17 protein-coding genes and 1 pseudogene are annotated in these 20,232 nt (G+C 45.7%); 10 read left to right on the top strand and 8 right to left on the bottom strand.

Translation table 11 applies throughout. The annotated features are described in order from the left end of the window. Nucleotides 1-159 precede the first annotated feature (159 nt). A complete protein-coding gene (locus tag LRP50_RS18355) occupies nucleotides 160-1,041 on the bottom strand; it encodes a LysR substrate-binding domain-containing protein (protein ID WP_274165901.1) in 882 nt (293 codons plus the stop codon). Nucleotides 1,042-1,245: 204 nt separating this feature from the next. Here LRP50_RS18355 and LRP50_RS18350 point away from each other — a divergent pair. Next, nucleotides 1,246-2,106: pseudogene (locus LRP50_RS18350) on the top strand (DMT family transporter); the annotation flags it as partial. A 402-nt stretch (nucleotides 2,107-2,508) separates the two neighbouring features. On the opposite strand, the gene LRP50_RS18345 reads toward LRP50_RS18350, so the two are convergent. Beyond that, a complete protein-coding gene (locus LRP50_RS18345; RefSeq protein ID WP_274165899.1) occupies nucleotides 2,509-3,426 on the bottom strand; it encodes a LysR family transcriptional regulator in 918 nt (305 codons plus the stop codon). Nucleotides 3,427-3,540: 114 nt separating this feature from the next. On the opposite strand from LRP50_RS18345, the gene LRP50_RS18340 reads away from it, so the two are divergent. Further along, on the top strand, nucleotides 3,541-4,260 hold the full coding sequence (locus LRP50_RS18340) for an SDR family oxidoreductase (protein WP_274165898.1): 720 nt from the start codon (nucleotides 3,541-3,543) through the stop codon (nucleotides 4,258-4,260). Between the two features lie 777 nt (nucleotides 4,261-5,037). Continuing rightward, nucleotides 5,038-7,098: an ATP-binding response regulator gene (locus LRP50_RS18335; RefSeq protein WP_274165927.1), complete on the top strand. Its 2,061-nt coding sequence runs from the start codon at nucleotides 5,038-5,040 to the stop codon at nucleotides 7,096-7,098. A 54-nt stretch (nucleotides 7,099-7,152) separates the two neighbouring features. On the opposite strand, the gene cqsA is transcribed toward LRP50_RS18335, so the two are convergent. Beyond that, nucleotides 7,153-8,319: an alpha-hydroxyketone-type quorum-sensing autoinducer synthase gene (cqsA, locus tag LRP50_RS18330; RefSeq protein ID WP_420791237.1), complete on the bottom strand. Its 1,167-nt coding sequence runs from the start codon at nucleotides 8,317-8,319 to the stop codon at nucleotides 7,153-7,155. A 662-nt stretch (nucleotides 8,320-8,981) separates the two neighbouring features. Between cqsA and LRP50_RS18325 the strand changes: the two genes are divergently transcribed. From LRP50_RS18325 to LRP50_RS18310, 4 genes are all read left to right on the top strand, one after another. Then, nucleotides 8,982-9,668 carry a CDP-alcohol phosphatidyltransferase family protein gene (locus tag LRP50_RS18325; protein WP_274165896.1) on the top strand — a complete coding sequence of 229 codons (687 nt, stop codon included), beginning with the start codon at nucleotides 8,982-8,984 and terminating at the stop codon, nucleotides 9,666-9,668. After that, nucleotides 9,665-10,597, top strand: coding sequence for a phosphatidate cytidylyltransferase (locus LRP50_RS18320; protein ID WP_274165895.1), 933 nt, complete (start codon nucleotides 9,665-9,667; stop codon nucleotides 10,595-10,597). Before LRP50_RS18325 ends, LRP50_RS18320 begins: the two co-directional genes overlap by 4 nt. Nucleotides 10,598-10,599: 2 nt before the next feature. Further along, nucleotides 10,600-11,244, top strand: coding sequence for a lysophospholipid acyltransferase family protein (locus LRP50_RS18315; RefSeq protein WP_274165894.1), 645 nt, complete (start codon nucleotides 10,600-10,602; stop codon nucleotides 11,242-11,244). Between the two features lie 126 nt (nucleotides 11,245-11,370). Further along, the gene (locus LRP50_RS18310) at nucleotides 11,371-12,123 is read left to right on the top strand and encodes a TSUP family transporter (RefSeq protein WP_274165893.1); all 753 of its coding nucleotides are present in this window, start codon (nucleotides 11,371-11,373) and stop codon (nucleotides 12,121-12,123) included. Nucleotides 12,124-12,275: 152 nt separating this feature from the next. Here the strand turns inward: LRP50_RS18310 and LRP50_RS18305 are convergent, their stop codons facing one another. Beyond that, nucleotides 12,276-13,826, bottom strand: a complete 1,551-nt coding sequence (locus LRP50_RS18305) for a hypothetical protein (protein WP_274165892.1) — start codon at nucleotides 13,824-13,826, stop codon at nucleotides 12,276-12,278. A gap of 203 nt (nucleotides 13,827-14,029) precedes the next feature. Continuing rightward, the gene (locus LRP50_RS18300; protein WP_274165891.1) at nucleotides 14,030-14,575 is read right to left on the bottom strand and encodes a peroxiredoxin family protein; all 546 of its coding nucleotides are present in this window, start codon (nucleotides 14,573-14,575) and stop codon (nucleotides 14,030-14,032) included. A gap of 259 nt (nucleotides 14,576-14,834) precedes the next feature. On the opposite strand from LRP50_RS18300, the gene LRP50_RS18295 reads away from it, so the two are divergent. The 3 genes from LRP50_RS18295 to LRP50_RS18285 all read left to right on the top strand — a co-directional run bounded on the left by LRP50_RS18295 (nucleotide 14,835) and on the right by LRP50_RS18285 (nucleotide 17,008). Next, a complete protein-coding gene (locus LRP50_RS18295; protein ID WP_274165890.1) occupies nucleotides 14,835-15,758 on the top strand; it encodes a DoxX family protein in 924 nt (307 codons plus the stop codon). Between the two features lie 144 nt (nucleotides 15,759-15,902). After that, complete coding sequence (locus LRP50_RS18290; protein ID WP_274165889.1) at nucleotides 15,903-16,418, top strand: RNA polymerase sigma factor; 516 nt, start codon at nucleotides 15,903-15,905, stop codon at nucleotides 16,416-16,418. A 2-nt stretch (nucleotides 16,419-16,420) separates the two neighbouring features. Further along, nucleotides 16,421-17,008: a hypothetical protein gene (locus LRP50_RS18285; RefSeq protein ID WP_274165888.1), complete on the top strand. Its 588-nt coding sequence runs from the start codon at nucleotides 16,421-16,423 to the stop codon at nucleotides 17,006-17,008. Between the two features lie 148 nt (nucleotides 17,009-17,156). Here LRP50_RS18285 and LRP50_RS18280 read toward each other — a convergent pair whose 3' ends face one another. The 3 genes from LRP50_RS18280 to LRP50_RS18270 form a co-directional block, all read right to left on the bottom strand. Beyond that, complete coding sequence (locus tag LRP50_RS18280) at nucleotides 17,157-17,480, bottom strand: hypothetical protein (protein WP_274165887.1); 324 nt, start codon at nucleotides 17,478-17,480, stop codon at nucleotides 17,157-17,159. Between the two features lie 362 nt (nucleotides 17,481-17,842). After that, nucleotides 17,843-18,271 (bottom strand): cytochrome c-type biogenesis protein CcmH, encoded by a 429-nt coding sequence (locus LRP50_RS18275; RefSeq protein ID WP_274165886.1) that lies wholly within the window; start codon nucleotides 18,269-18,271, stop codon nucleotides 17,843-17,845. Nucleotides 18,272-18,275: 4 nt separating this feature from the next. Then, the gene (locus LRP50_RS18270; RefSeq protein WP_274165885.1) at nucleotides 18,276-20,222 is read right to left on the bottom strand and encodes a heme lyase CcmF/NrfE family subunit; all 1,947 of its coding nucleotides are present in this window, start codon (nucleotides 20,220-20,222) and stop codon (nucleotides 18,276-18,278) included. Between the last annotated feature and the right edge of the window lie 10 nt (nucleotides 20,223-20,232).

The raw sequence follows: 20,232 nt of genomic DNA, 5'->3' as shown, positions 1-20,232 counted from the left end.
TAAATAAGAATAAAAACTCAAAAGTTAGCGATGGCTCACATTTGAGTTTAGACGTATTTTATCTAAATGCATGTTTAGACAAGCACTACTTGCATGATTGAGGGGGAGATGGCTTCGTAAACTTTGATGAGTCTTTGGGGAGAATAGTTTATTAGTTCCTCACTCTTCTTGCGTGGAGATTTGTTGCAACCAGCGCCCGAGTTTTAGGATTTCAGGTTGACGGGCTCGATGCTTCTTATAAACAAAATACAAACTGTCGCCTGTGGGCATCTCATGCATTGGAATACGCACTAGTTGCTCGCGGTCGATTTCGTTCATGAAATAGTAATTCAAAAAAGTAATACCATGCTCATATCGCGCCGCTTCCGTGGCAAGCAGCATATGGCTAAAAGAATGAATTTTTACGTGATTAGGTAACGAAAAACCGCCCAATTTGCACCATTGCGCCCAGTCGTTTTCCATCAATGACGTAACAGACAATAGCGGGTAGTCCCAAAGGGCGTCAGGTAGGGGCTTGTCTTTAATCTGCTGCCAAATTTTGTTGCTACAAACAGGGTAAAGGTACTCTTTGTACAGCAAGTCATATTGGTAGTTACGACCCGGTTCAAAATCGACAATGAAGCAATCTGCCAGTTTGTCGGAAAGGTGGGGATGGTCGGCAAACATTTCTAGCGCAAGGTCTATTTCTGGGTGCTGCTGTCGAAAATCAGACAATTGCGGCATCAGCCATTTCACGGCTAAAGAGCTAAAGACGGCAAGCCTAAGTTGGCCTGAAACCCCTTCTCTGACTTGGTGACTGGCACGGGCAATGGCCTGTAGTGGGTCTGCCACATCATCATAATAACGCTGACCGACGGGTGTGAGTTGCAACAAGCGGCCTTGACGATCAAACAAAGATTCGCCCAAAAAATCTTCCAACAAGCGGATTTGGTGGCTCACAGCACTCTGGGTGACGCTGAGTTTTTCGGCTGCTTTAGAAAAACTGTTGAGCCGAGCAACCACTTCAAAATATTGCACTGCTCGGAGTGGGGGAAACTTCATTATCTAAAAAACTCATGAATAGCGAATTTTCATCATTATACGTCATGCTAAAGCGGCGCTACTATGCCCATTCTGTGATCTGTATTTGATCTTTGGGCCCTTAATCTCGAGAGGTTGCTGTCTGAATAGCGATAACTCAATTCGCTAATCTGAACGTCGCAACATCGTGAGAGAGGAAATACGACATGAACAGGAGCCTTTATCATGCGTAATATTTCAATTGGGATGGCCATGACCTTGTTGGTTATTGGTAACCTTAGCGCGACATTTTCTGATGCGCTGGTTAAAACGATGGAAGGAGGGCCTGACGGCGCTATCTTCCAATTTGCTTTGTTTCGTCAGGTGTCAGCCGTTCTCATTTTGCTTCCTTTCTGTTTAACGGCACCGAAGAAAAATCTGACACTTGGGCTTAAATGGCACTTTCTTCGCGCCCATGTGTGGTTGGTGGGCGTGTTCTTCTCGGTGATTGCGTTAACGACCTTACCATTGGCCACGGCGAACGCGATCTTCTATGCAGCACCCTTGATCATGCTTCCGTTGGCGGCTATGTTCTTGCGAGAAAAACTGTCGTCGGCATCCATTGCTGCAGCTGTTGTGGGCTTTATTGGCGTGCTCATCTTGGTGCGCCCGACAGAGCTAAGCTGGGCGGCTATTTCAGCGATGATCGTGGCAGTGACGCTGGCGGTGAACAACTTGTTGATCCCGAAAATTCCGCGAGAGCAAACTGTGCCGCAAACCTTGTTGCTACATAACCTGATCGGTATTCCTATCGCATTAGGGTTGGCATTGTATGAAGGCGCGCCTTTTAGCATGGATTTATTCCTGCGCGCGTCTGGCTCAACCGCGTTTATTTTGGTGTATGCCGCCACGTGTGTAATTGCTTACCGCGCCGCGGAAAGCAACAAGATAGCGAGTGCTGAATACAGCGGCCTTGTCTGCGCGGTTGGCGTCGGCCTTGTCCTATTTGGAGAAGTACCAGACATGCTGATGATTGTCGGCACCTCGTTGATTGTTGTGCCTCTTATCTGGCTTGCTGGCCTTGAAAAGCGCAAAACAAAGCGAGCTGCCCGAGAAGAAGCATTGGCGACAGAGACAACGTTTGCGAGCTTAACGGAAGACATGCGTACACAAGATGATGATATTGCATTGGCCGAAAAATCTGCGATGGCGGATAACATCGTGCTACCTGCTGATGATGTGTTGTTGAGTGGAGAGGAAACAAGAGAGACGTCAGTGTATTACGAACACGTTGGCGCTCAAAAGAAAGTTACAGGAACAACGTAAAGCATCAAAGTTACAGACAATAACAGAGCTTAGTCCCTCTCTCCCAAAAAAGAATGCCAAAGCCACGCCTGAGCAGCGTGGCTTTTTTATGCCTGCCAGTAACAAGTAAGCAGGTACTTACTTGTTGTATACGCCATAAATTATTTGAGGTAGAACGAGAAGTGAGGTCAGAGAAGGTGACAATTAAGAAAGCTGAGGTGGCACTTCAGCAACCATCTTTTGTATCAAGGCTTTTAATCGTTTTGGCTGGTGGCGGTCTTTGTGATAAAGCAAATACAGCGGCACTTTCTCGACTTCCCAATCGGTAAACACGTTCTCCAATCTTCCGGCTTGTACATGGCTTTCACAGTAAAGTGCAGGGAGGCGACAAATACCGTTACCTTGTAGCGAGGCACTCATCAACACATGACCGTTTTTACATTGTAAATTGCCTTTCACGTCCACATCGACGTGCTGAGAGTGCTCGTCCACTTTCACATAACGCCAGCGTGTTACTGACCCCGTTAAGCAATCGTGTTTGTGTAAATCTCTGGGGTGTGCAAGACGACCACGTTGCGACAAGTAATGCGGCGCTGCATAGGTGCCGATTTCAATGTCACCCAAGTAACGACCAATCAATCGTGAATCATTCAATGCGCCCATTCGCAGTACTAAGTCGAAACGTGACTCAATCAGATCAACCCGTTCGCTGCTGAAATCCAATTCAACATGAATATCAGGGTGGTCAAAACAGAACCTGTGGATCACGTCGCCCACCAGTGATTCTCCCAATATCCCCCCTACACAATTCACCGCGATGCGTCCGCGCAATTGGTCTGAATCATCAATGGCATCGGAAATGGCGTCATCAATTTGCATCATCGCTGCTTGGCAACGTGTAAAGAAGGCTTCACCCGCTGTGGTTAAACGTTGAGAACGGGTGGTACGAATAATGAGCTGCACACCGAGGCGGCTTTCTAGCTGACTAAGCTGACGTGACATGTGCGCGCGCGATGCTCCGAGCTTTTCAGCTGCTTTGGAAAAGCTGCCGGACTCGGCAATTGCGACGAAGGCGCGGATATCACTAAGGTTGTCATTCAATGGGTCTTTATTGGTGCTCATAGCGTAACACTGAGTTTTATTGTGACATATATATCAACAATCATGACTTATTTAGAATGCAGCCTCAATAAGAAACACTTAATAAAAAAACAAACAGTCCAATCGAGGTAGAACATGAAAAAGTTAGCTGTTATCACAGGTGCAAGCTCAGGCATTGGCGAAGCCATCGCAAAACAATTATCAGCACAAGGCCACCCGTTGTTGTTGCTTGCGCGTCGTGTTGATCGTTTAGAAGCACTTAATCTACCTAACACTCTGTGCAAGAAAGTCGATATCACGGAGAAGGCCTCTTTTGATGAAGCGGTTGCTGCGGCAGAAGCGATGTACGGTGAAGCCGATTTACTCGTTAACAACGCTGGGGTGATGTTGCTGGGTGACATGGCAACGCAAGATGCTGCTGAATGGCAAAACATGTTCAACGTCAACGTGATGGGCTTAATGAATGGCATGCAAGCCGTGCTTGCCCCTATGATTGCGCGTAACAGTGGCACCATCATCAACATCAGTTCTGTGGCTGGTCGTAAAACCTTCCCGAACCATGCAGCATATTGCGGCACAAAATTCGCGGTACACGCGATTTCTGAAAATGTGCGTGAAGAAGTGGCCGCAGCAAACGTACGTGTGATTACTATCGCCCCTGGCGCAGTAGAAACCGAATTGCTTTCTCACACTACCAGCGACGATATCAAAGCGGGTTACGAAAGCTGGAAAGAAGACATGGGCGGTATTCTAGCGGCTGACGATATCGCGAATGCAGTAACTTACGCATACAACCAACCTCAGAATGTGTGTGTACGTGAAATCGTGATTGCGGCAACCCGCCAGCAGCCATAATAGATTTCAAATGATATTGATGCTTGCAGTATAAGTCTCTGCAATCACATGTGATTGCAGCCAGTTGTTGTTATGGTCTATTTCTTAGTTGTCATTTATCGCTTCGAAATAGGCCATTGTTACACTATTTATTTACACCTTGACCCAGAATGGTTTGCGCTTTATTTTTCTGCTCTCACCCCTCCCGCGATACTCAATTTCGTTTGCTAAGATACAAACGTGATACTTGTACAAATAATAAGACATCACTATAGCGACTGTTTGTATAAAGTCTGTCTTATGAATCGATTGTAGGCATGGTCATTTTTTGATTATCAATATGAATATGAACACTCATTTTTCTTAGTCTATTAATGATAATATGTGCGTTCGAAACTGGAGTGCCATGAAATATACGCCAGAGCATTAATTAATATATTCATTTTGGCTAGATCCATTCACTTCGATGGGCAAAATACGCAAGATATACCCAAACAACCTGAAGATGCAGGATTCAGCGAGGTTTACTGACGTTATGATCTAGGCATCCCTTTGCCGATGTAGTGGTCTCCATCAAAAAGGGATAACACCGAGCATGGCGTCAGTAAACTCGCCCGAAGGGAGGCCCTCAGTGCGTCGACTTCATCGTTAAATTCCTGTGAAATAGAATGACTATTCCTACAAGAATTTGCCTTGAACTGAACGCACTGTTGACCTCTGAAATCGAGCATCTCCAGGTTGATTGGGTATAGACCTTTGGCTGTTAACATTGAACTATGGCAGAATTTTATCAAAAGCATGGAAGCGGCATTTCGCAAAGTTTATCAATACGCTGAACCAAACCTGACGCTCGTGAGCTGGATGGGACTAATTGGCTTTCCGGCTTACTATTTCATTTGGCAATATATATATCCTCAAGCTTATGAAAACTTGCCTCTTCGACTTCTTTGTTGCTTGTTTTTTGTCATTGTATTAGTAAGAAACAAGCTAAGTCCCGTTTTGAAAGAACGTATGCACTGGTTCTATCAAATCGCCATTTCCATTGTTCTTCCCTTCTTTTTCTTCTATATGCTACTGATGAACAATTGGTCCACCGTTTGGCTACTTTCCTTTATGGCCGCAATTTTCCTTCACATATTACTGGTACATATTACTTGGGTCATGTTTGCTCAAACATTGGCAGGTATTACCATGGCAACGATCTGTGCCTGGGCTGAGAAGGGGTATCACCTAGCATTCTCGATGGATTGGACCTACATGCCAGTGTTCCTTTTCATCTACGTTTTCGGGAATTTATTTTTCTTTCGCAATCAACAAGAGCATGAAACCAAAGTATCGATTGCTAAAGTTTTTGGTGCTGGTATTGCTCACGAAATGCGAAACCCGCTCAGTGGTCTTTGCTCTTCCATTGATTTAATACGTTTGACGATTCCGGATCCTAAGGACAGCAACAATCGGGTTTATCAACTTCGCGAAGAAGACGTTTTATTACTCCGTGAGATCAGTGACGACGCGATGAACATCATTCGTGCCGGTAATGAAACCATCGATCTTCTGCTGACGTCCATTGATGAAAACCGCGTTTCCCGCTCAACGTTTAAAAAGCACGCCGTCAAAAATGTGCTGCAATATGCTGTCGATAGTTTTGGTTTCAGGAGCAACACAGACAAAACAGCGATAACGATTAGAAACACCGACACCTTTGATTTTCTCGGCAGCGATACCCTGCTGAAGTACGTTATCTATAACCTGTTTAAAAACGCTTTTCATCATCGAATCGGAGAAAATTTTGCGATAGAGGTGATGGTTGAAGTCGGTGATCGGGAAAATCGAATCATTGTTCGTGACAATGGTCAGGGAATACCCAGTGATATTATTAACCTGATTTTCGAGGATTTTTACACCACAGGAAGAACCGGAAATTATGGACTGGGATTGCCATTCTGCCGAAAAGTCATGCGTTCCTTCGGTGGCGAAATCAGTTGCGATTCTAAGGTCGGGGAGTGGACTGCGTTCACTCTCGCTTTCCCCTCATTTGACTCCTCAATTGCTCAAGATATCAAACACAACCTGATCAAGCTTAAATCGATGCTGATGGTGACCGATGACGTTGATTTGGTCCAGCGTACGACGAAAATCAGCAAAAAAATGGGCTTCAAACTGCAAACTATCGATGTGCTGCACGTTCTGAAGAAGCCCGAGTTTGATTTTGAATACGATGTCATCATTGTCGATTTGGAGAGTGTAGGGACAAATGGGGATGTGCTCGGCCATCTTGAACCTATACTTTCGTTCACTGAAGCAAAAATCATATACCTGCACAACAGTTCATCGACTTGCCATCAATCGCATGCTGTGTACAACCCAACATGGATTGAAGGGCTAGCATGGCGCTTGAATACCACAATGGTGATTGAGCAGTTATTTTTCGACTCCGTAGATGCTTCAATACCCAACAAGCGTGCACAAACCCCAAGCAATACCGAGACACAAACCATTATGGTAGTGGATGACAGTGAGTCACTCCGCCAAATGACTTCTATCATTTTAGAAAAACAGGGGTTTAACGTTATTCAATGCGCCAATGGTGACAAGGCAATAGCGATGCTTAAACAAGATAAACAGAATGTGGATTTGATTCTGATGGATATCGAAATGCCTGTGATGGATGGGCTGGAAACTTCGCGTCGTATTCGCTCTTCACTCCAAGCTTATGCTGATGTCCCTATTATTGCTCACACAGGTGACAATTCTCGACCCACTCTTGAAAAAATCACATCCTCAGGCATGACAGACTTCATTATCAAACCTTCCGAGCAGCAGCAATTGAGAGACAAAATAACGACCTGGCTTTCATAAAAAGCTCTGCCATTGCAGAGCTTCTTATCCATACATGATTTACCAAGCCTTACTTCAATGGATGGTGAGATCAGAATTTTCATAAGCAGCCTGACAAACTGTCAGCACATGATCTACCTCCCGATAGCTCATATCTGCATTCAAGGAAAACCGGATCAATGCTTTGTTCTTTGCGGTTGCCGGTGCACAGAAAACCGCACCGAACACACCGTTGCTTTCTAAAAAGTCCCTCACATGTTCTGTGTTTTTCTCATCACCACACTCCAGAGAAATAATTTGGGATTCACTACGGATTTTAAAGCCGATATCACGAAGACCCATGCGCAGCACATCCGATATTTCAAACAAGCGCTTTCGCTTCTCATCGCCCTTTTTTATCACGTCCAATGTCGCATCAAGCCTTGCGACCTCCTGCGGTAGTACAGTGGAACTGAATATCGCAGGGAACGACACAAACGGTAATGCTTTGATAAGGCTCGCTGGACCAAGTACTGCCCCAGCTCGATAAGCAAACGCCTTTGCAAGACTGGTCGTAACAAAGTCGACTTGATCTCGCACTTCCATTTCATTAATTAGGCCCGAGCCATCTGGCCCATGGGTGCCAAGCGAATGCGATTCATCAACCACCAACGCACAATCAAACTCCTGAGCCACTTCGTAGATGGCTCGAAGCGGTGCGATGGTACCGATCGTGCTGTACACCGAGTCAATCAATATAATACCAGGGCCATTTTTTTTAATTTGTCGTTTAAGGTTTGATACGCTATTGTGAATAAAAGGAATAATCCGTGCCCCCGCAATCCGGGCGCCTTCCCATAGTGACATGTGCGCAAAGAAATCGACATATACGCATGTGTTCGGCTCACAGATGGTTTGCAATAAGCCGATATTCGCCGACCATCCAGATTGAGAGAGTACACAACTCTCCAACCCCACAAACTCCGCCAGACGCTTTTCGAAGTCCGGTTTATGATCCTCATCCTGAAGAAAAACAGCAGACATCACCACATTTTCATTCGACGCAGAAATGGCGTCCAAATGCGCTTTCTGAATATGGCTATCAAGACTCAACGACAAATAGTCATTACTTTGCATGATCACCGCACCTTTTCCCGGTCGACTGCTGACGGGTAATGGGCGACCATTTTCATATGGTTCAGTCATATCACGTAGAAACGAATTCAAACGCGCATCGACGAAAGAAGGAAGCTTTTTTCTCATTTTAGATTTATGTTCCATAGGCCTAGCCTCGTCCTGTTAAAGAAAAACGCCGAATTCGGCGCGTTTATTATCAAGAGCAACTTAGAGATACCGCGGAGAGAAATAAGAGGCATCCATATATTGCCCGAATATATGGATATTATGGATGAAACTTGTTTTCCGATTATTTTTAAGTTTGCGAATATCCACACCCACCATATGAGACTCTATTGATATTCATATTGATGTGGCTGAAATTATTTTCCAACAATTTGCCAACAACGGGGACATATACTCTGAGAAAGTCACCATCTAGTCAGTTTCAATGGATTTGTGTTTCTAGGCTCAATCCCGAACTTGCTGCAAGCCATGACTCCATTTGGTTACATGGCTGAAAAGGTGGGGGAATGCAGGAGGAGAGCCTTCGGGGATCCCCTATAATTGCTCGTCGTTGTACTATGCGAAAAGACAAAAATACGTGGGTTTGATGCTATCCGTGTGTCCGAGCATGTCCCATCGGTTGATACTCATGATTAAATATAATTTAATCATGAAGTTACAATGGAATATATGTTTGATTCGCATTTTTGACATTGTATGAGAAAACGCCGTTAACTCAGTATATGAAATAAAGATGTAACGTTAAGATAGCTTTTAATATATGGATTTTATTGAGAGCAAGGATGGCCCCACAATTCAATGACGCAAGTCGTCGTCCTCTAGCCGTGCGAAAAAATGCGCTTACGCAACGCATCGCTGTATGGATAAACAACCGTGATATCACGCCCAATCAGATTTCGTTGATGAGTATTGTTTTTGCTGCATTGGGTTTTGCAGCCATGCTCGCGTACCATTTTTTGGGTTCAATCTCTCTTTTACTTGTCACTGCCCTTTGTATTCAAAGTCGTCTGCTTTGTAATTTGTTTGATGGCATGGTAGCCATTGAAGGCGGCAAGAGTACGCCATCAGGTGAATTGTTCAATGATGTACCTGACCGTATTGCTGACCCTTTACTTATCATCGGCGTGGGTTTCACAACTCAGTATGAAGGTGGAATGTACTTGGCATGGGCATGTGCCCTCGTTGCTGTTCTGACCGCGTATATTAGGGTACTAGGCGTGAGTATGGGGACAAAGGCTGACTTTCGCGGCCCCATGGCTAAGCAACATAGGATGGCTCTTTTAACGGGTGCGCTCGTGGTGCTTTTTCTTCAAAATTTGACTGGTTTTTCTATCGGCCTTCCTTTCAATATCATTGATTTAGCGTTGGTTGTTATTTTGCTAGGGAGCTTGGCGACATGCTGGCGACGTTTGGTGTTCATCTATCGTGATGTGGAAAATACAGCGTTGAAGGGAGAGGAAAAGTTATGACAACGATTCTTCCCCACTCTCAGCATGTGATGGTCTCTGTTTTTGCTGCGCTAGTTGCGGGCACCGCAGTGTATCTTTGGAAGTCGCGCACCACTCCCGATGGAGATTTTCTTGAATTAAAGCTGAGGATTCGATCTTGGTGGTGGATGGTGGGCATCGTCTTCGTTGCGCTCTTCCTTCCTCTTCAGTACACCATCGTCTTCTTTGGTTTTCTGAGTTTTATGGCGTTGAAAGAGTTTCTTTCAATCGTGCCAATACGCTTAGCCGACCGCAGAGTTATTTTTTGGGCCTACCTTTCCATCCCGCTTCACTATTACTGGTTATCCATTGAATGGTACGGGATGTTTATCATCTTTATTCCTGTCTACATGTTTCTCTATCTGCCAATGGTCGCGGTGTTAATTGGTGATACAAATGGATTTATACGATCAGCGGGTGTGATTCATTGGTCAATGATGCTGACGGTGTTTTGCCTTAGTCACATGGCATATTTGTTGGTTCTTCCGAGTAAAAACCCGGATGCGGGATCACTTGGAATGTTACTTTTCTTGCTGATATTCACCCAGCTCAATGATGTGAGCCAATACGTGAGCGGTAAATGTTTTGGCAAGCGGAAAATCATCCCGAAAGTGAGCCCGAACAAAACGTGGGGAGGATTTATTGGGGGAGGTGTGACGGTTGTCATTCTGTCATATTTTGCTGCTCCTTACTTAACACCCCTCACGCCATTGGAAGGAATGGTCGCAGGACTCATTATTTCAGTGAGCGGGTTTATTGGGGACTTGGTGATTTCCTCGGTAAAGCGAGACCTGAAAATTAAAGATACAGGTCATCTGATTCCTGGTCATGGTGGAATCCTCGATCGCGTTGATAGTTTGATGTTCACAGCGCCGTTGTTCTTTCATTATATTTACTATTTATATTATTGATTATGTTGTCAAAAATACCAAAAGTGTTGTTTGTTATGTTGGTGGTGAAGCCTTTGGTGTTTGTAGCACTTGGCTTAAACGTTATCAACAGAGACAAACTACCCCAAAATGGCCCAGCAGTGCTTGCGGCGAATCACAACAGCCATCTTGATACGCTGGTTTTGCTCGCTTTGTTTCCAATTAGCCAAGTTCACAGAGTTCGCCCCGTTGCCGCGGCTGATTACTTTTTATCAAATCGATTTGTTTCTTGGTTGTCACTCAATGTGATTGGCATTATTCCCATTCAACGGATGAATTCAGGTGCTGATAAGGAAAAGTTGTTTGATGAGTGCCATCGAGCGCTGAGTAACAACGATATTCTGTTGGTGTTTCCTGAAGGCAGTCGAGGTGAGCCAGAAGTGATGAGTGGATTGAAGAAGGGAATTTACCATTTAGTGAAAGAGCATGATAAATGTCCCATTCTTCCCGTTGTCATGAGAGGTCTAGGGATGTCTCTTCCAAAGGGGACGGCGATGTTTGTACCGTTCAATTGCGATGTGGTTGTTGGTGATCCGATTGACGAATTTCAGAGCTCTGACGCTTTCCTTGTTGATATGCAGACAGCTTATGACGCGTTAAGTAAACATTGTGTGACTCAAGTGCTTTAACTTATCTCGCGTTGTCACCTATTCACTGGCTGTTGTTGTCTACTGAGGTTTGTAAGTGAATTAAGTAAAGAAGATGTAGGCAATGCCTTGTCCATTGCGATGCGATTATCTCCGAGGGGTTGAGCGATGGAATTGGCTAACGAAATCCTGTTTTTCTTGTTTGTGACGGCTATTGTCGCTGGGTGTATTGATGCGTTGGCGGGTGGGGGCGGGCTTATCACGATACCTGCCATGTTGATGTGCGGAATCCCCCCTGTTTCTGCCATAGCAACCAACAAAGTGGGCGGTGTCGGTGGCACGTTATCAGCGTCTTTGCACTTCATCAAAACCGGAGACATTCAGCTCAGTGAAATAAAGTGGATGATGCTGACAACATTCCTTGGGGCGTTTTTCGGCGGAATGGTGTTAACCATGGTTGATAGTGATTTCCTATCGCTTATTGTTCCGTTTTTGCTGATTGGCTTTTCATTGTATTTTCTGTTCTCACCCAATCTAGGAGACGTCGACCAAGAAAAGAAAATATCGCCTTATGCCTATACGCTTGTTGTTGCTACCGCCATTGGATTCTATGACGGATTCTTTGGCCCCGGTACTGGCTCATTTTTTGCGATATCCCTGGTGTTTCTGCTGGGGTTTAACTTAGTTAAAGCGACCGCACAAACTAAAATCCTGAACTTCTGTAGTAACTTAGCTGCCTTGTTATATTTTATTTATGAAGGGAGCATTATTTGGGATGTGGGCTTACTGATGTTCATTGGGCTGGTCATTGGGGGGAAAGTCGGCGCGAAATTGGTGCTATCTAAAGGCAAGCAGCTTATAAAGTTCGCCATGATCGTCGTGACGATAGGGATTTCGACCAAAATGCTGATACTAGACTGATCTGAACGTGTTTTTGTATAAAAGGAATAAAGTCCCACACACCGCGTTGCGAAGCCCTCATTGGCGAGTCTGACCATTTCTAGTCTAAGAATCGATTACAGAATGTAAGCCACAGTGTCGTGGATAACCCGTTTTTGTTTTCCACCAACGGTTCAACATACAATCTTGTCAGGGCCAGGTAGGGCTGTGGGGTCAAATAGATATTGGTCACTGATCAGGCGCGAGGCTGGGTCGGTATAATCTGGTGGGGCGGATGTTGCGTTGGTGACTTTCTCTGCACCTTTTGTGTCGCTGGGGGCAGAAAGACTGGCTATGGCTTTGGGATTACCGATCATTTTAAACAAGGTGAACAACTGACGGTAAAGAGCTCGTATGTTTGGGTCATGTTTATTGTAGTGAGAAACAATTTTGTCGAGTAATTTTGGGTCTTGGGTGAAAGCGGCATATGCTGATGCGAAAAATTCATCGATGCCTTTCCAAGGGTGTCCGCCAGCACCTGACCAGACAGTGTCATGAACTGGGATGATTCCAGAAGCGCGTCGGTCGATGCCACTCTCCGAAGATTCATAAGGCGGTGGTGATTTTGGGTCAAACTTTTTCTGGGGCAGATCGGCAGGTTTTGTATTTCTCAGTTTGATATAGATATCTGCAACTTGCAGTATCAGGTTGTCTGGTACCCTTTGCGCTGGGTCATCATGCCTAGCAGTGGCGTGGTGCTCGAAGATGCCATGTGATGCTTCGTGGGCTGCCACGTCCACTATGTCGGTTGACAATGCGTTGGATGACAGGAACAGGACACCTTTTTTATCCATTGTCCGAAACCTATCAGACACATCTGGGGCGATAAAAATGTACTTGATCTTAAAAGTGGATGTGTCGGGGATGTTGCTATTCAGCTTTTCGACGGTAACCATCACTTCCCTTAGTTTTTTCACTGTCCCCACAAGATTGGGGTTTGGATGCTTCCCGCAATGGTAAACTTTCGACTTAGTTACCTCCGTTAGCTCCAAACCGAGGTTTTCGTTATACGTCAGGACGTCTTCTACTTTGAACTCGCTGTAGTTCATCATGATCCTCAACACCAAATCGCCACTCCTTAGCTCTCCAACTATTACTTGGTGACCAATGTAAACGTCGTCCCAAGGTTTGTGTTGTTGCGCTGGGTATGCCAAAAGAGTAGGAACTGGGGCGTAGAAGGCTGACATGGGAGTGTGATGGGCTGTGGATGCCAATTCTTCAGCATGGCGCCTTGCAGCAGCGGAATTGTCCATTGGGGCGTGGCGTTGGTGGATGGCATGCAGATATTCATGGCGGAGTATGTCGGCTTGGGTCGAACGCTCCGCCTGAAAGAACAAGGGCGAAAGCCCGACCTTTCCCCGATCTGCCCAAGCCGGCGTGTCTGGTGGAAGCCAAGCGGGAGGGCGGAGTAAAAACGCTGGAGGGCCAATCCTCGACATCACAGACATTCGAGATGCCTGTTGGGTTGGTGGGACGCCATCTCCCCCTTGCGCCCCCTGTGTTTGTCGGCCGAGAATGTTGTTTTGAGACAACCATTCTAACGCTTGTCCCCCGACTGCACGTAGCGGAAAAGAGGATGAATGTTGCCTTTCGTTAACGCCTCGTTGAAAGTGGAGTGGGCCGTGAGACTTTAACGGTTTAGCCAGCTTGGTGGATTGGGGTTTGTCGGCGAAAGTCCTCATCATTGATCTCCTTTCGTCAAATCATTGCTGAGAACCTAACTAAAGCATAAAACGCGTCAGACGGAATGCTCTTGATTACTGCGTCTCGTCATCGTGACCGTTGTCTCGTAGTGTTCTCGAAAGAGAAAAGCATTTAACAAAAATGCGGCCTATTTTGCCCCAGAACACCCTGTCTAAATTGGCAGGTCTTTGGCGTCAGCGCGAATTCAAATACGACAACCTTCATCATCACATCGTCCTGACGATTCATCGGCATCCTCGGTCTGTGTTTGGACCGATTTCTCATCTAACAGCGAGCCAATAATGGCTCCCAGTTGTAGCTCATTGATTGAGCCAAAGTGGTTAAGTCGCAATCTACCCTGTCGGTCAATGACCAAAAGCGTAGGTGTGCCGCCAAATTGGTACGCTTTCATGGTTTCAGGCACGTTGCTGTGCTGACTTGGCGTGTCTACCGCAATGGGAAACGTCAGGCGGTATTCATGGATAAATGCTTCTAATGCGCTAGGTGTCATCACTTCATGGTGCTCAAAGACCGAGTGCAGACCAATGACCTGAACATCATCGCTACGAAAAGACTGCTGCAAGTTCTTGGCAAGTGGTAGCCCATGAGAGACACAACCTGGGCACAGCATTTGAAATACATAGACAACAACTACCTGACCTCTGAAGTCCGCAATTTTAATGTTTTTTTCAGTGTTAAACGATTTTGTTGCGTTGATCTCAAAGGGTCTACCAACGTGATTGTTCAACATACTCTACTCCTTAGAATCATCGTTAACGCATGAGTAATTGTTTCGATACGAAACAATCTAGCGTGTCTTATGTGCTTTTGTCAAATTGGGTTTTGGTAGCCACTTGGTTTGATGCTTCTCACAAGGTTGCTCCAATGTGGTTTCCAAATTGACCGCGAAAAAAAATGAATAGAGATGCAATCAAAATCGTGACTGGCTCGTTAGTGAAGGGAAACAGCATGTTTTCACATGTGCCTAATTCAATAACTCAGGATTTCCTATGAACAAAAACAGTACACTTTTCGCAAACGCTGCCTTCGCATTACGTATCGGACTCGGGTTGGTCTTTGTTATTGGAGGTCTTTCAAAACTGAGCCTGCTTCTTTCAAGCTCAAAGCAAGCCGCTATGGTGGCTAACTACATGGGAACGACAGGGTATATTAATGAGCTGTTTCAAGATTATTTGTTCAGTAATGGCGTGCTCACACCGTGGCTCTTCTTAACATCACTATCCTCGTTTGAGCTGTTTTCAGGCGTCGCCCTCATTGCGGGGTTCATGGTGCGTCCATTGGCGTTGCTTTACGGGTTTTTGCTTTGGACGTTTGTGTTCTCATTGCCCGTAGACACTGTACCTGGCGCGTCTGTGGGCGTAAAAACTTACACCTCACCTGCGATGTTTGTGCAAATTCGAGATATCACCTTATCCGGCATGATGTTCGTGTTGTTTAATCTAGGCGCGGGGGCAAGAAGCCTCGATGCGCGTCGAGGTCAGGGCGACGTTGGAGGGGCGCCAAATTGGGATGTGTTGGGGTTGCTGCTGCGTTTCTCGCTTGGGGTGACGTTTATTATTGGTGGCTTTTTCGGTGCGTATGCAAAGATTCCATCTTTCGCAACGTACCAGTTAGTTTTAGCGGCAATAGGTTTGGTGCTGATTTTTGGTCAAGGCACATCGCTAAAGGCAGCAGCAGGTGCGGTGGTGTTAGTTATGGCATGGTATATGTTGCAGAAATTCAGCGTCGACAAAGGTGTGATCGCGAATCTAAATGGCGTAAAGCGGGAATTTGCATTGGCTGCTGCGGGTCTGGTTCTGTTGAGATTGGGAGGCGGCGTGCGCTTTACCTTGTTTGATTGTGTACGAAGAACAAAAGAAACCTTAGGCTTTCAAACATCTCAGCCTGAGATTGGTTATCAAAGCAAACAGTGATACTCACTCGCGGTGTGGCGTTTTACTACTCCTCACCCGACGTCATTGAATTACGAGAGAGGGATATTTCCTTTTCATGCTTGAAAGCGGGTGGATGTATCAGGCACCTGCTTTATCAATTTTGTCATGTGAAGGACACTCGCCATGCTGAATTTTTTTAGAAAGCGTCGAAGGGTTATTTTCACGGAAGCTTTGCTCAATCAGCTTTATCGTTATGCATTTTCTTTGTGTCATCACGAACCTCAAGCATATGATTTAGTGCAAAGTTGCTGTGAAAAAATACTAAAGAATGAAGATGAAGCCACACATACCAAAGCGTACATGATGCGTGTGATCCGAAATGAATTTGTTGATCACTGCCGTCGCAATCAGCTAGAGCTGATCACGTCGTCTGAGTTTATTGAAGGCGATGAAAATGACAGCTATGCGTTTAATGCGCTAGAAAAAATGACGATTGACGAGCAACACGTTGATATCTTGCTGAACAGTATGTCCGCAAAGGAGCGGGAACTGCTTTATTTATGGGCAGTAGAAGGGTTTAGCATCCAAGAGATTGCCACCTTAACGGATATTCCAAGAGGAACATTGCTTTCACGTTTGAGTCGAATGAAAGCCCGCTTGGCGGATGAATTTGGTCACATGTTAAAGCAGGTATCGTAGCCATGACTTATTCAAAAAATCGTGACGCGTTAAAGTCGCAACTCGCCAAACATTACAACGAAAAATCCTTAACAGCGGCACAAATAAGTGCTTTGAAGGAGTTGGAAGAAAAGTCATCAGATAAAGAAACATTGCCCAGATCATATGTGTGGGGAACTGGGATGGCGATGGCAGCAATGTTGATGCTGGCGGTGAGCGTTTGGACGTTCTGGTATAAAGGGTATGATTATAATGCCATTTCGGCCGAGATTGCTTACAACCACAATAGCCAGATGCAGATGGAAATACTAAGCAATTCATTTGTGGATATTGATTCTTACCTCAACCGTTTAGATTTTGCATTGATCACGCCTAAGCAACTTCCCGTAGATAAATGGACCCTGTTAGGGGCACGTTATTGCAGTATCGACGGGAAAATCGCTGCTCAGTTTCAGGTGGAGGATTTGGACACCAAGCGGATTTATACTTTTTATCAAGCAAAACTGCCGCAAGGGGTTGATGCAAATTTGAATAACGTGGTGATTGATATTGATGGTGTGAGTGTCGCTTTGTGGGAAGAAAACGGCCTACTCATGGGATTGGCAAAGTAGCCTGAAGCGTTGCGCCGAGCTTAAATGGTACAATGTTATTGCGAAGAATTGTTATGCGATAGCATTGATTGTGAAAAAGAGACCGTTTCGCAGGCAGAGTACTTACCTGTCACCCAAAGCAGGTAAGCATACCGCTCTCGTATGGTTGCTAAAACAAATAGACAACGCCAGATTTAACATCGTTGATTGGCGCACTCGGCGCACTTATCAATAATTCTTTTTGTAAGGCGCTAAAGGCGATAGCTTTTCCAAAGTAAGAGACATCTTCGGTGTTAGGTGATTTTAGGTAGTGGGTTTGTAGCCAACTGCCATTTAATTCGAAAATATAGGCGGCACCAGCATTATTGGCGGTATTTCCGTTGTCGCTAGGGTCTATTCCCGAGCTAGAAGCATCTTCATATTGTGCGCCTACCGCGAGCCAATTACCATTGTTGCCTATTGCTACTGAGGCACCGAATGCATCTTTTTCCACATCTTGAAAACCACACCTGAAAAAGTACCAAATTAATAATGGGTTATGCCTTTTTACGAAAAGGCTTACATTTAATTATAGGATAATTTATTGATCATAATGGGGCGGTAGAAGTGTGAGCATTTAATGGGGAGCAAGATAAAGGGATAGTAACAAATGGCGGTAGGCTCTAAGAAAAGCACAAGCTCTTGGTACGCTAAACCAGTGATCTACTATTCTGGCAAGGCTGCTTTTCAGTTTCAGGTAAAAATTTAACGGGTGGTGCATATTTTACGTGTCGAGTTCGATCTGTCCGTTTGTATTATTAAGGATAATCATGATCTTAAATTGTTTATCTTGCTTATGTTTAGGCCATTTCATGTTCATTCTTGGCGAGAATGGCGGAATATAAAGAAACCAAAGCCAAACAATATCAATAATGGGGCGAGCCAAAGCGCGGCTGTTCCTGCTATGAAGGGAGGCTGGTAATGCACCATGTGTCCATACTGGGAAATCATATTGCTGACCACTTCTTTTTCTGTCGCGCCAGCTTCAACCTGTTGATATACGGTCAGTAGCAAATTCTGTGCAACGGTCGAATTGGACTCAATGAGGTTCTGGTTTTGACATTCAGGACAGCGAAGCGTTTTTCCCAATTTTAGCGCCAGACGTTGATTTTCAGCCGAAGAAAACTGAAAGGTTTCGGCATTGTCTTGCTGCAACGGTGTGGTGTCGGATGTGCTCGCTGCAGATGAAAATAAGGCGCAAGAAAGCAATAAGCTGAGTAGTGAGAAGAGATATATTTGTTTCATCGTCTTAGTGAATTCTCTCAGAGAGTGGTGAGGGTTCGCCTTGTCCAACGCGTGCAAGGCGCGCGCGTTTGTAGTGATAGGCAGCCCCCCATAAACCTGCGATTAGCATCATAAATGCGCCAATCCAAAGCAAGTGAACGTACGGCTTTATCTGGACTCTTACTGCGAAAGTATCTGAATCAAACTTGCTGCCAAGCGTGACATACACATCGCTAAAATTATCTCTGAGTACGCCCGCTTCAGACATGTTCATTGTCCTGACGGTGTAGTGACGTTTTTCAGGGGTAACATGACCAATCTCAGTGCCATTTTTTGACACAGACAAAGTGATGCGCTCTGCGGTGTAATTGGGACCAATATGCCATGAACTTCCCTGATGAGTCACGGTGTATGGCCCTAAATAGACGTGTTGGTTCCCCTGCATTTTTGCGCTGATTTCACTGCCAAAACCATCGAGAAGCGCCGCCCCCATTATCGTGATGGCAAGGCTCAAATGCCCGAGTGTCATTGCAATAGGCGCCATAGTCCGCGAACGGTTAAACCAGTGGTAAACGGTAGCGACGATTAAGGAAAATGAGGCGGTCAGCGCAGCCGATACCATCAACGAGAAGGGGACTTGGTAGTATTGGGTCCCTAGATAGGTGATCACACATCCAACAAGCAAGGAGACCGTTATGCCTATCCGCATTTTAAGTTTGGACAACCCACGAGCAGTGCTGAAGGTGGCAGCGAAGGCCGAGACTACAGCCAAAGGGACGAACAACGAGTTAAAGTAAGGTGCTCCCACAGACAGTGTGCCGAGTCCTATTGCGGCATAAATCATGGGATACAAGGTGCCAAGCATCACAATTAACATCATGGCGCACAGCAAACTGGCAGCTACCATGAGCCAGAATCGTTGAGGGTGCCAACGTGATTTCTCGGCATCTTGGTGGGAAATATTCGCGGCCCTCAGCGCAAAAAGCAGCAACGCGGGGAAAAGTAACACGGTTAAAATAATCAGCAACCCTGTGCCTCGCATCGGGGCTGAGGCAAACGCATGCACTGACGTCAGTACGCCTGAGCGGACGATAAACGTGCCTAATATGGTCAGTGCGAATGTCACTATGGCGAGCAGGAGCGTCCAACTGACTAGCGTGTTGTTTCGGGCTGTTGATACCAAGCAATGTATTAACGCGGTGGCGGTTAACCAAGGCAGAAGTGAAGCGTTTTCGACCGGGTCCCAAAACCACCAGCCTCCCCAGCCTAGTTCGTGATAGGCCCACCAAGAGCCTATCGCAATACCTACCGTTAGAAATGCCCATGTAACCAGTGCCCAGCGCAGACATGAATCAGCCCATGCTCTGGCGGGTGTTTGAGTGAGAAGTGCAGCAATCGCAAAGGCAAATGGCACAGCAAAACCAATGTAGCCCAAATAAAGCAGCGGGGGATGCAGAATCAACCCTATGTCTTGCAGCATGGGGTTGAGATCTCTGCCTTCCAAGGCTGCGGGTAGTTCTCGTAAAAATGGGTTGGATAACCAAAGGCAGTAAATACCCAACAGTGTCACGATGGTACTGAGAACAAACCGCGCTGCATTGGCATAATCTTCGGGCAACGTCTTGTTGTTAGCCACCAGTGCCGACCAGCCAGAAAGAGCGAGTACCATAAAGAGAAATGACCCTTCATGCCCACCCCAAACCGCGGCCAACTTGAAGGGGGTAGGTAGTGCGCTATTCGAATGTTGGGCAACATATTGCAGTGAGAAGTCGTCATTGATAAAACTGAAGGCAAGGATTGCTGTTGCAGTAAAGAGGCTAAAAAACGCAAGGGTTGCGAGCCAAGGCGTCATGCTTGCCGTTTCCTTGAACGTGGTATTCGGAAAGCAGAGGCTCAACCCGCCGAGCACAGAGGAAGAAAACGCGGAAGTGATAGCAACAATAAGGAGACAATGACCAATTTCAGAGAGCATAGGCAAGATA

Source organism: Enterovibrio gelatinilyticus, from assembly GCF_028683095.1.
GTDB classification, from domain to species: domain Bacteria; phylum Pseudomonadota; class Gammaproteobacteria; order Enterobacterales; family Vibrionaceae; genus Enterovibrio; species Enterovibrio gelatinilyticus.
The sequence above is the reverse complement of the archived record's forward strand: the minus strand, read 5'-3'. Positions and strand labels throughout refer to the sequence as shown.

Bases quoted from the DNA above. Each gene is read 5' to 3' on its own strand.
- LRP50_RS18355 (WP_274165901.1), bottom strand. From the start codon at position 1,041: ATGAAGTTTCCCCCACTCCGAGCAGTGCAATATTTTGAAGTGGTTGCT.
- LRP50_RS18345 (WP_274165899.1), bottom strand. From the start codon at position 3,426: ATGAGCACCAATAAAGACCCATTGAATGACAACCTTAGTGATATCCGC.
- LRP50_RS18340 (WP_274165898.1), top strand. From the start codon at position 3,541: ATGAAAAAGTTAGCTGTTATCACAGGTGCAAGCTCAGGCATTGGCGAA.
- LRP50_RS18335 (WP_274165927.1), top strand. From the start codon at position 5,038: ATGGAAGCGGCATTTCGCAAAGTTTATCAATACGCTGAACCAAACCTG.
- cqsA (WP_420791237.1), bottom strand. From the start codon at position 8,319: ATGAGAAAAAAGCTTCCTTCTTTCGTCGATGCGCGTTTGAATTCGTTT.
- LRP50_RS18325 (WP_274165896.1), top strand. From the start codon at position 8,982: ATGGCCCCACAATTCAATGACGCAAGTCGTCGTCCTCTAGCCGTGCGA.
- LRP50_RS18320 (WP_274165895.1), top strand. From the start codon at position 9,665: ATGACAACGATTCTTCCCCACTCTCAGCATGTGATGGTCTCTGTTTTT.
- LRP50_RS18315 (WP_274165894.1), top strand. From the start codon at position 10,600: ATGTTGTCAAAAATACCAAAAGTGTTGTTTGTTATGTTGGTGGTGAAG.
- LRP50_RS18310 (WP_274165893.1), top strand. From the start codon at position 11,371: ATGGAATTGGCTAACGAAATCCTGTTTTTCTTGTTTGTGACGGCTATT.
- LRP50_RS18305 (WP_274165892.1), bottom strand. From the start codon at position 13,826: ATGATGAGGACTTTCGCCGACAAACCCCAATCCACCAAGCTGGCTAAA.
- LRP50_RS18300 (WP_274165891.1), bottom strand. From the start codon at position 14,575: ATGTTGAACAATCACGTTGGTAGACCCTTTGAGATCAACGCAACAAAA.
- LRP50_RS18295 (WP_274165890.1), top strand. From the start codon at position 14,835: ATGAACAAAAACAGTACACTTTTCGCAAACGCTGCCTTCGCATTACGT.
- LRP50_RS18290 (WP_274165889.1), top strand. From the start codon at position 15,903: ATGCTGAATTTTTTTAGAAAGCGTCGAAGGGTTATTTTCACGGAAGCT.
- LRP50_RS18285 (WP_274165888.1), top strand. From the start codon at position 16,421: ATGACTTATTCAAAAAATCGTGACGCGTTAAAGTCGCAACTCGCCAAA.
- LRP50_RS18275 (WP_274165886.1), bottom strand. From the start codon at position 18,271: ATGAAACAAATATATCTCTTCTCACTACTCAGCTTATTGCTTTCTTGC.
- LRP50_RS18270 (WP_274165885.1), bottom strand. From the start codon at position 20,222: ATGCTCTCTGAAATTGGTCATTGTCTCCTTATTGTTGCTATCACTTCC.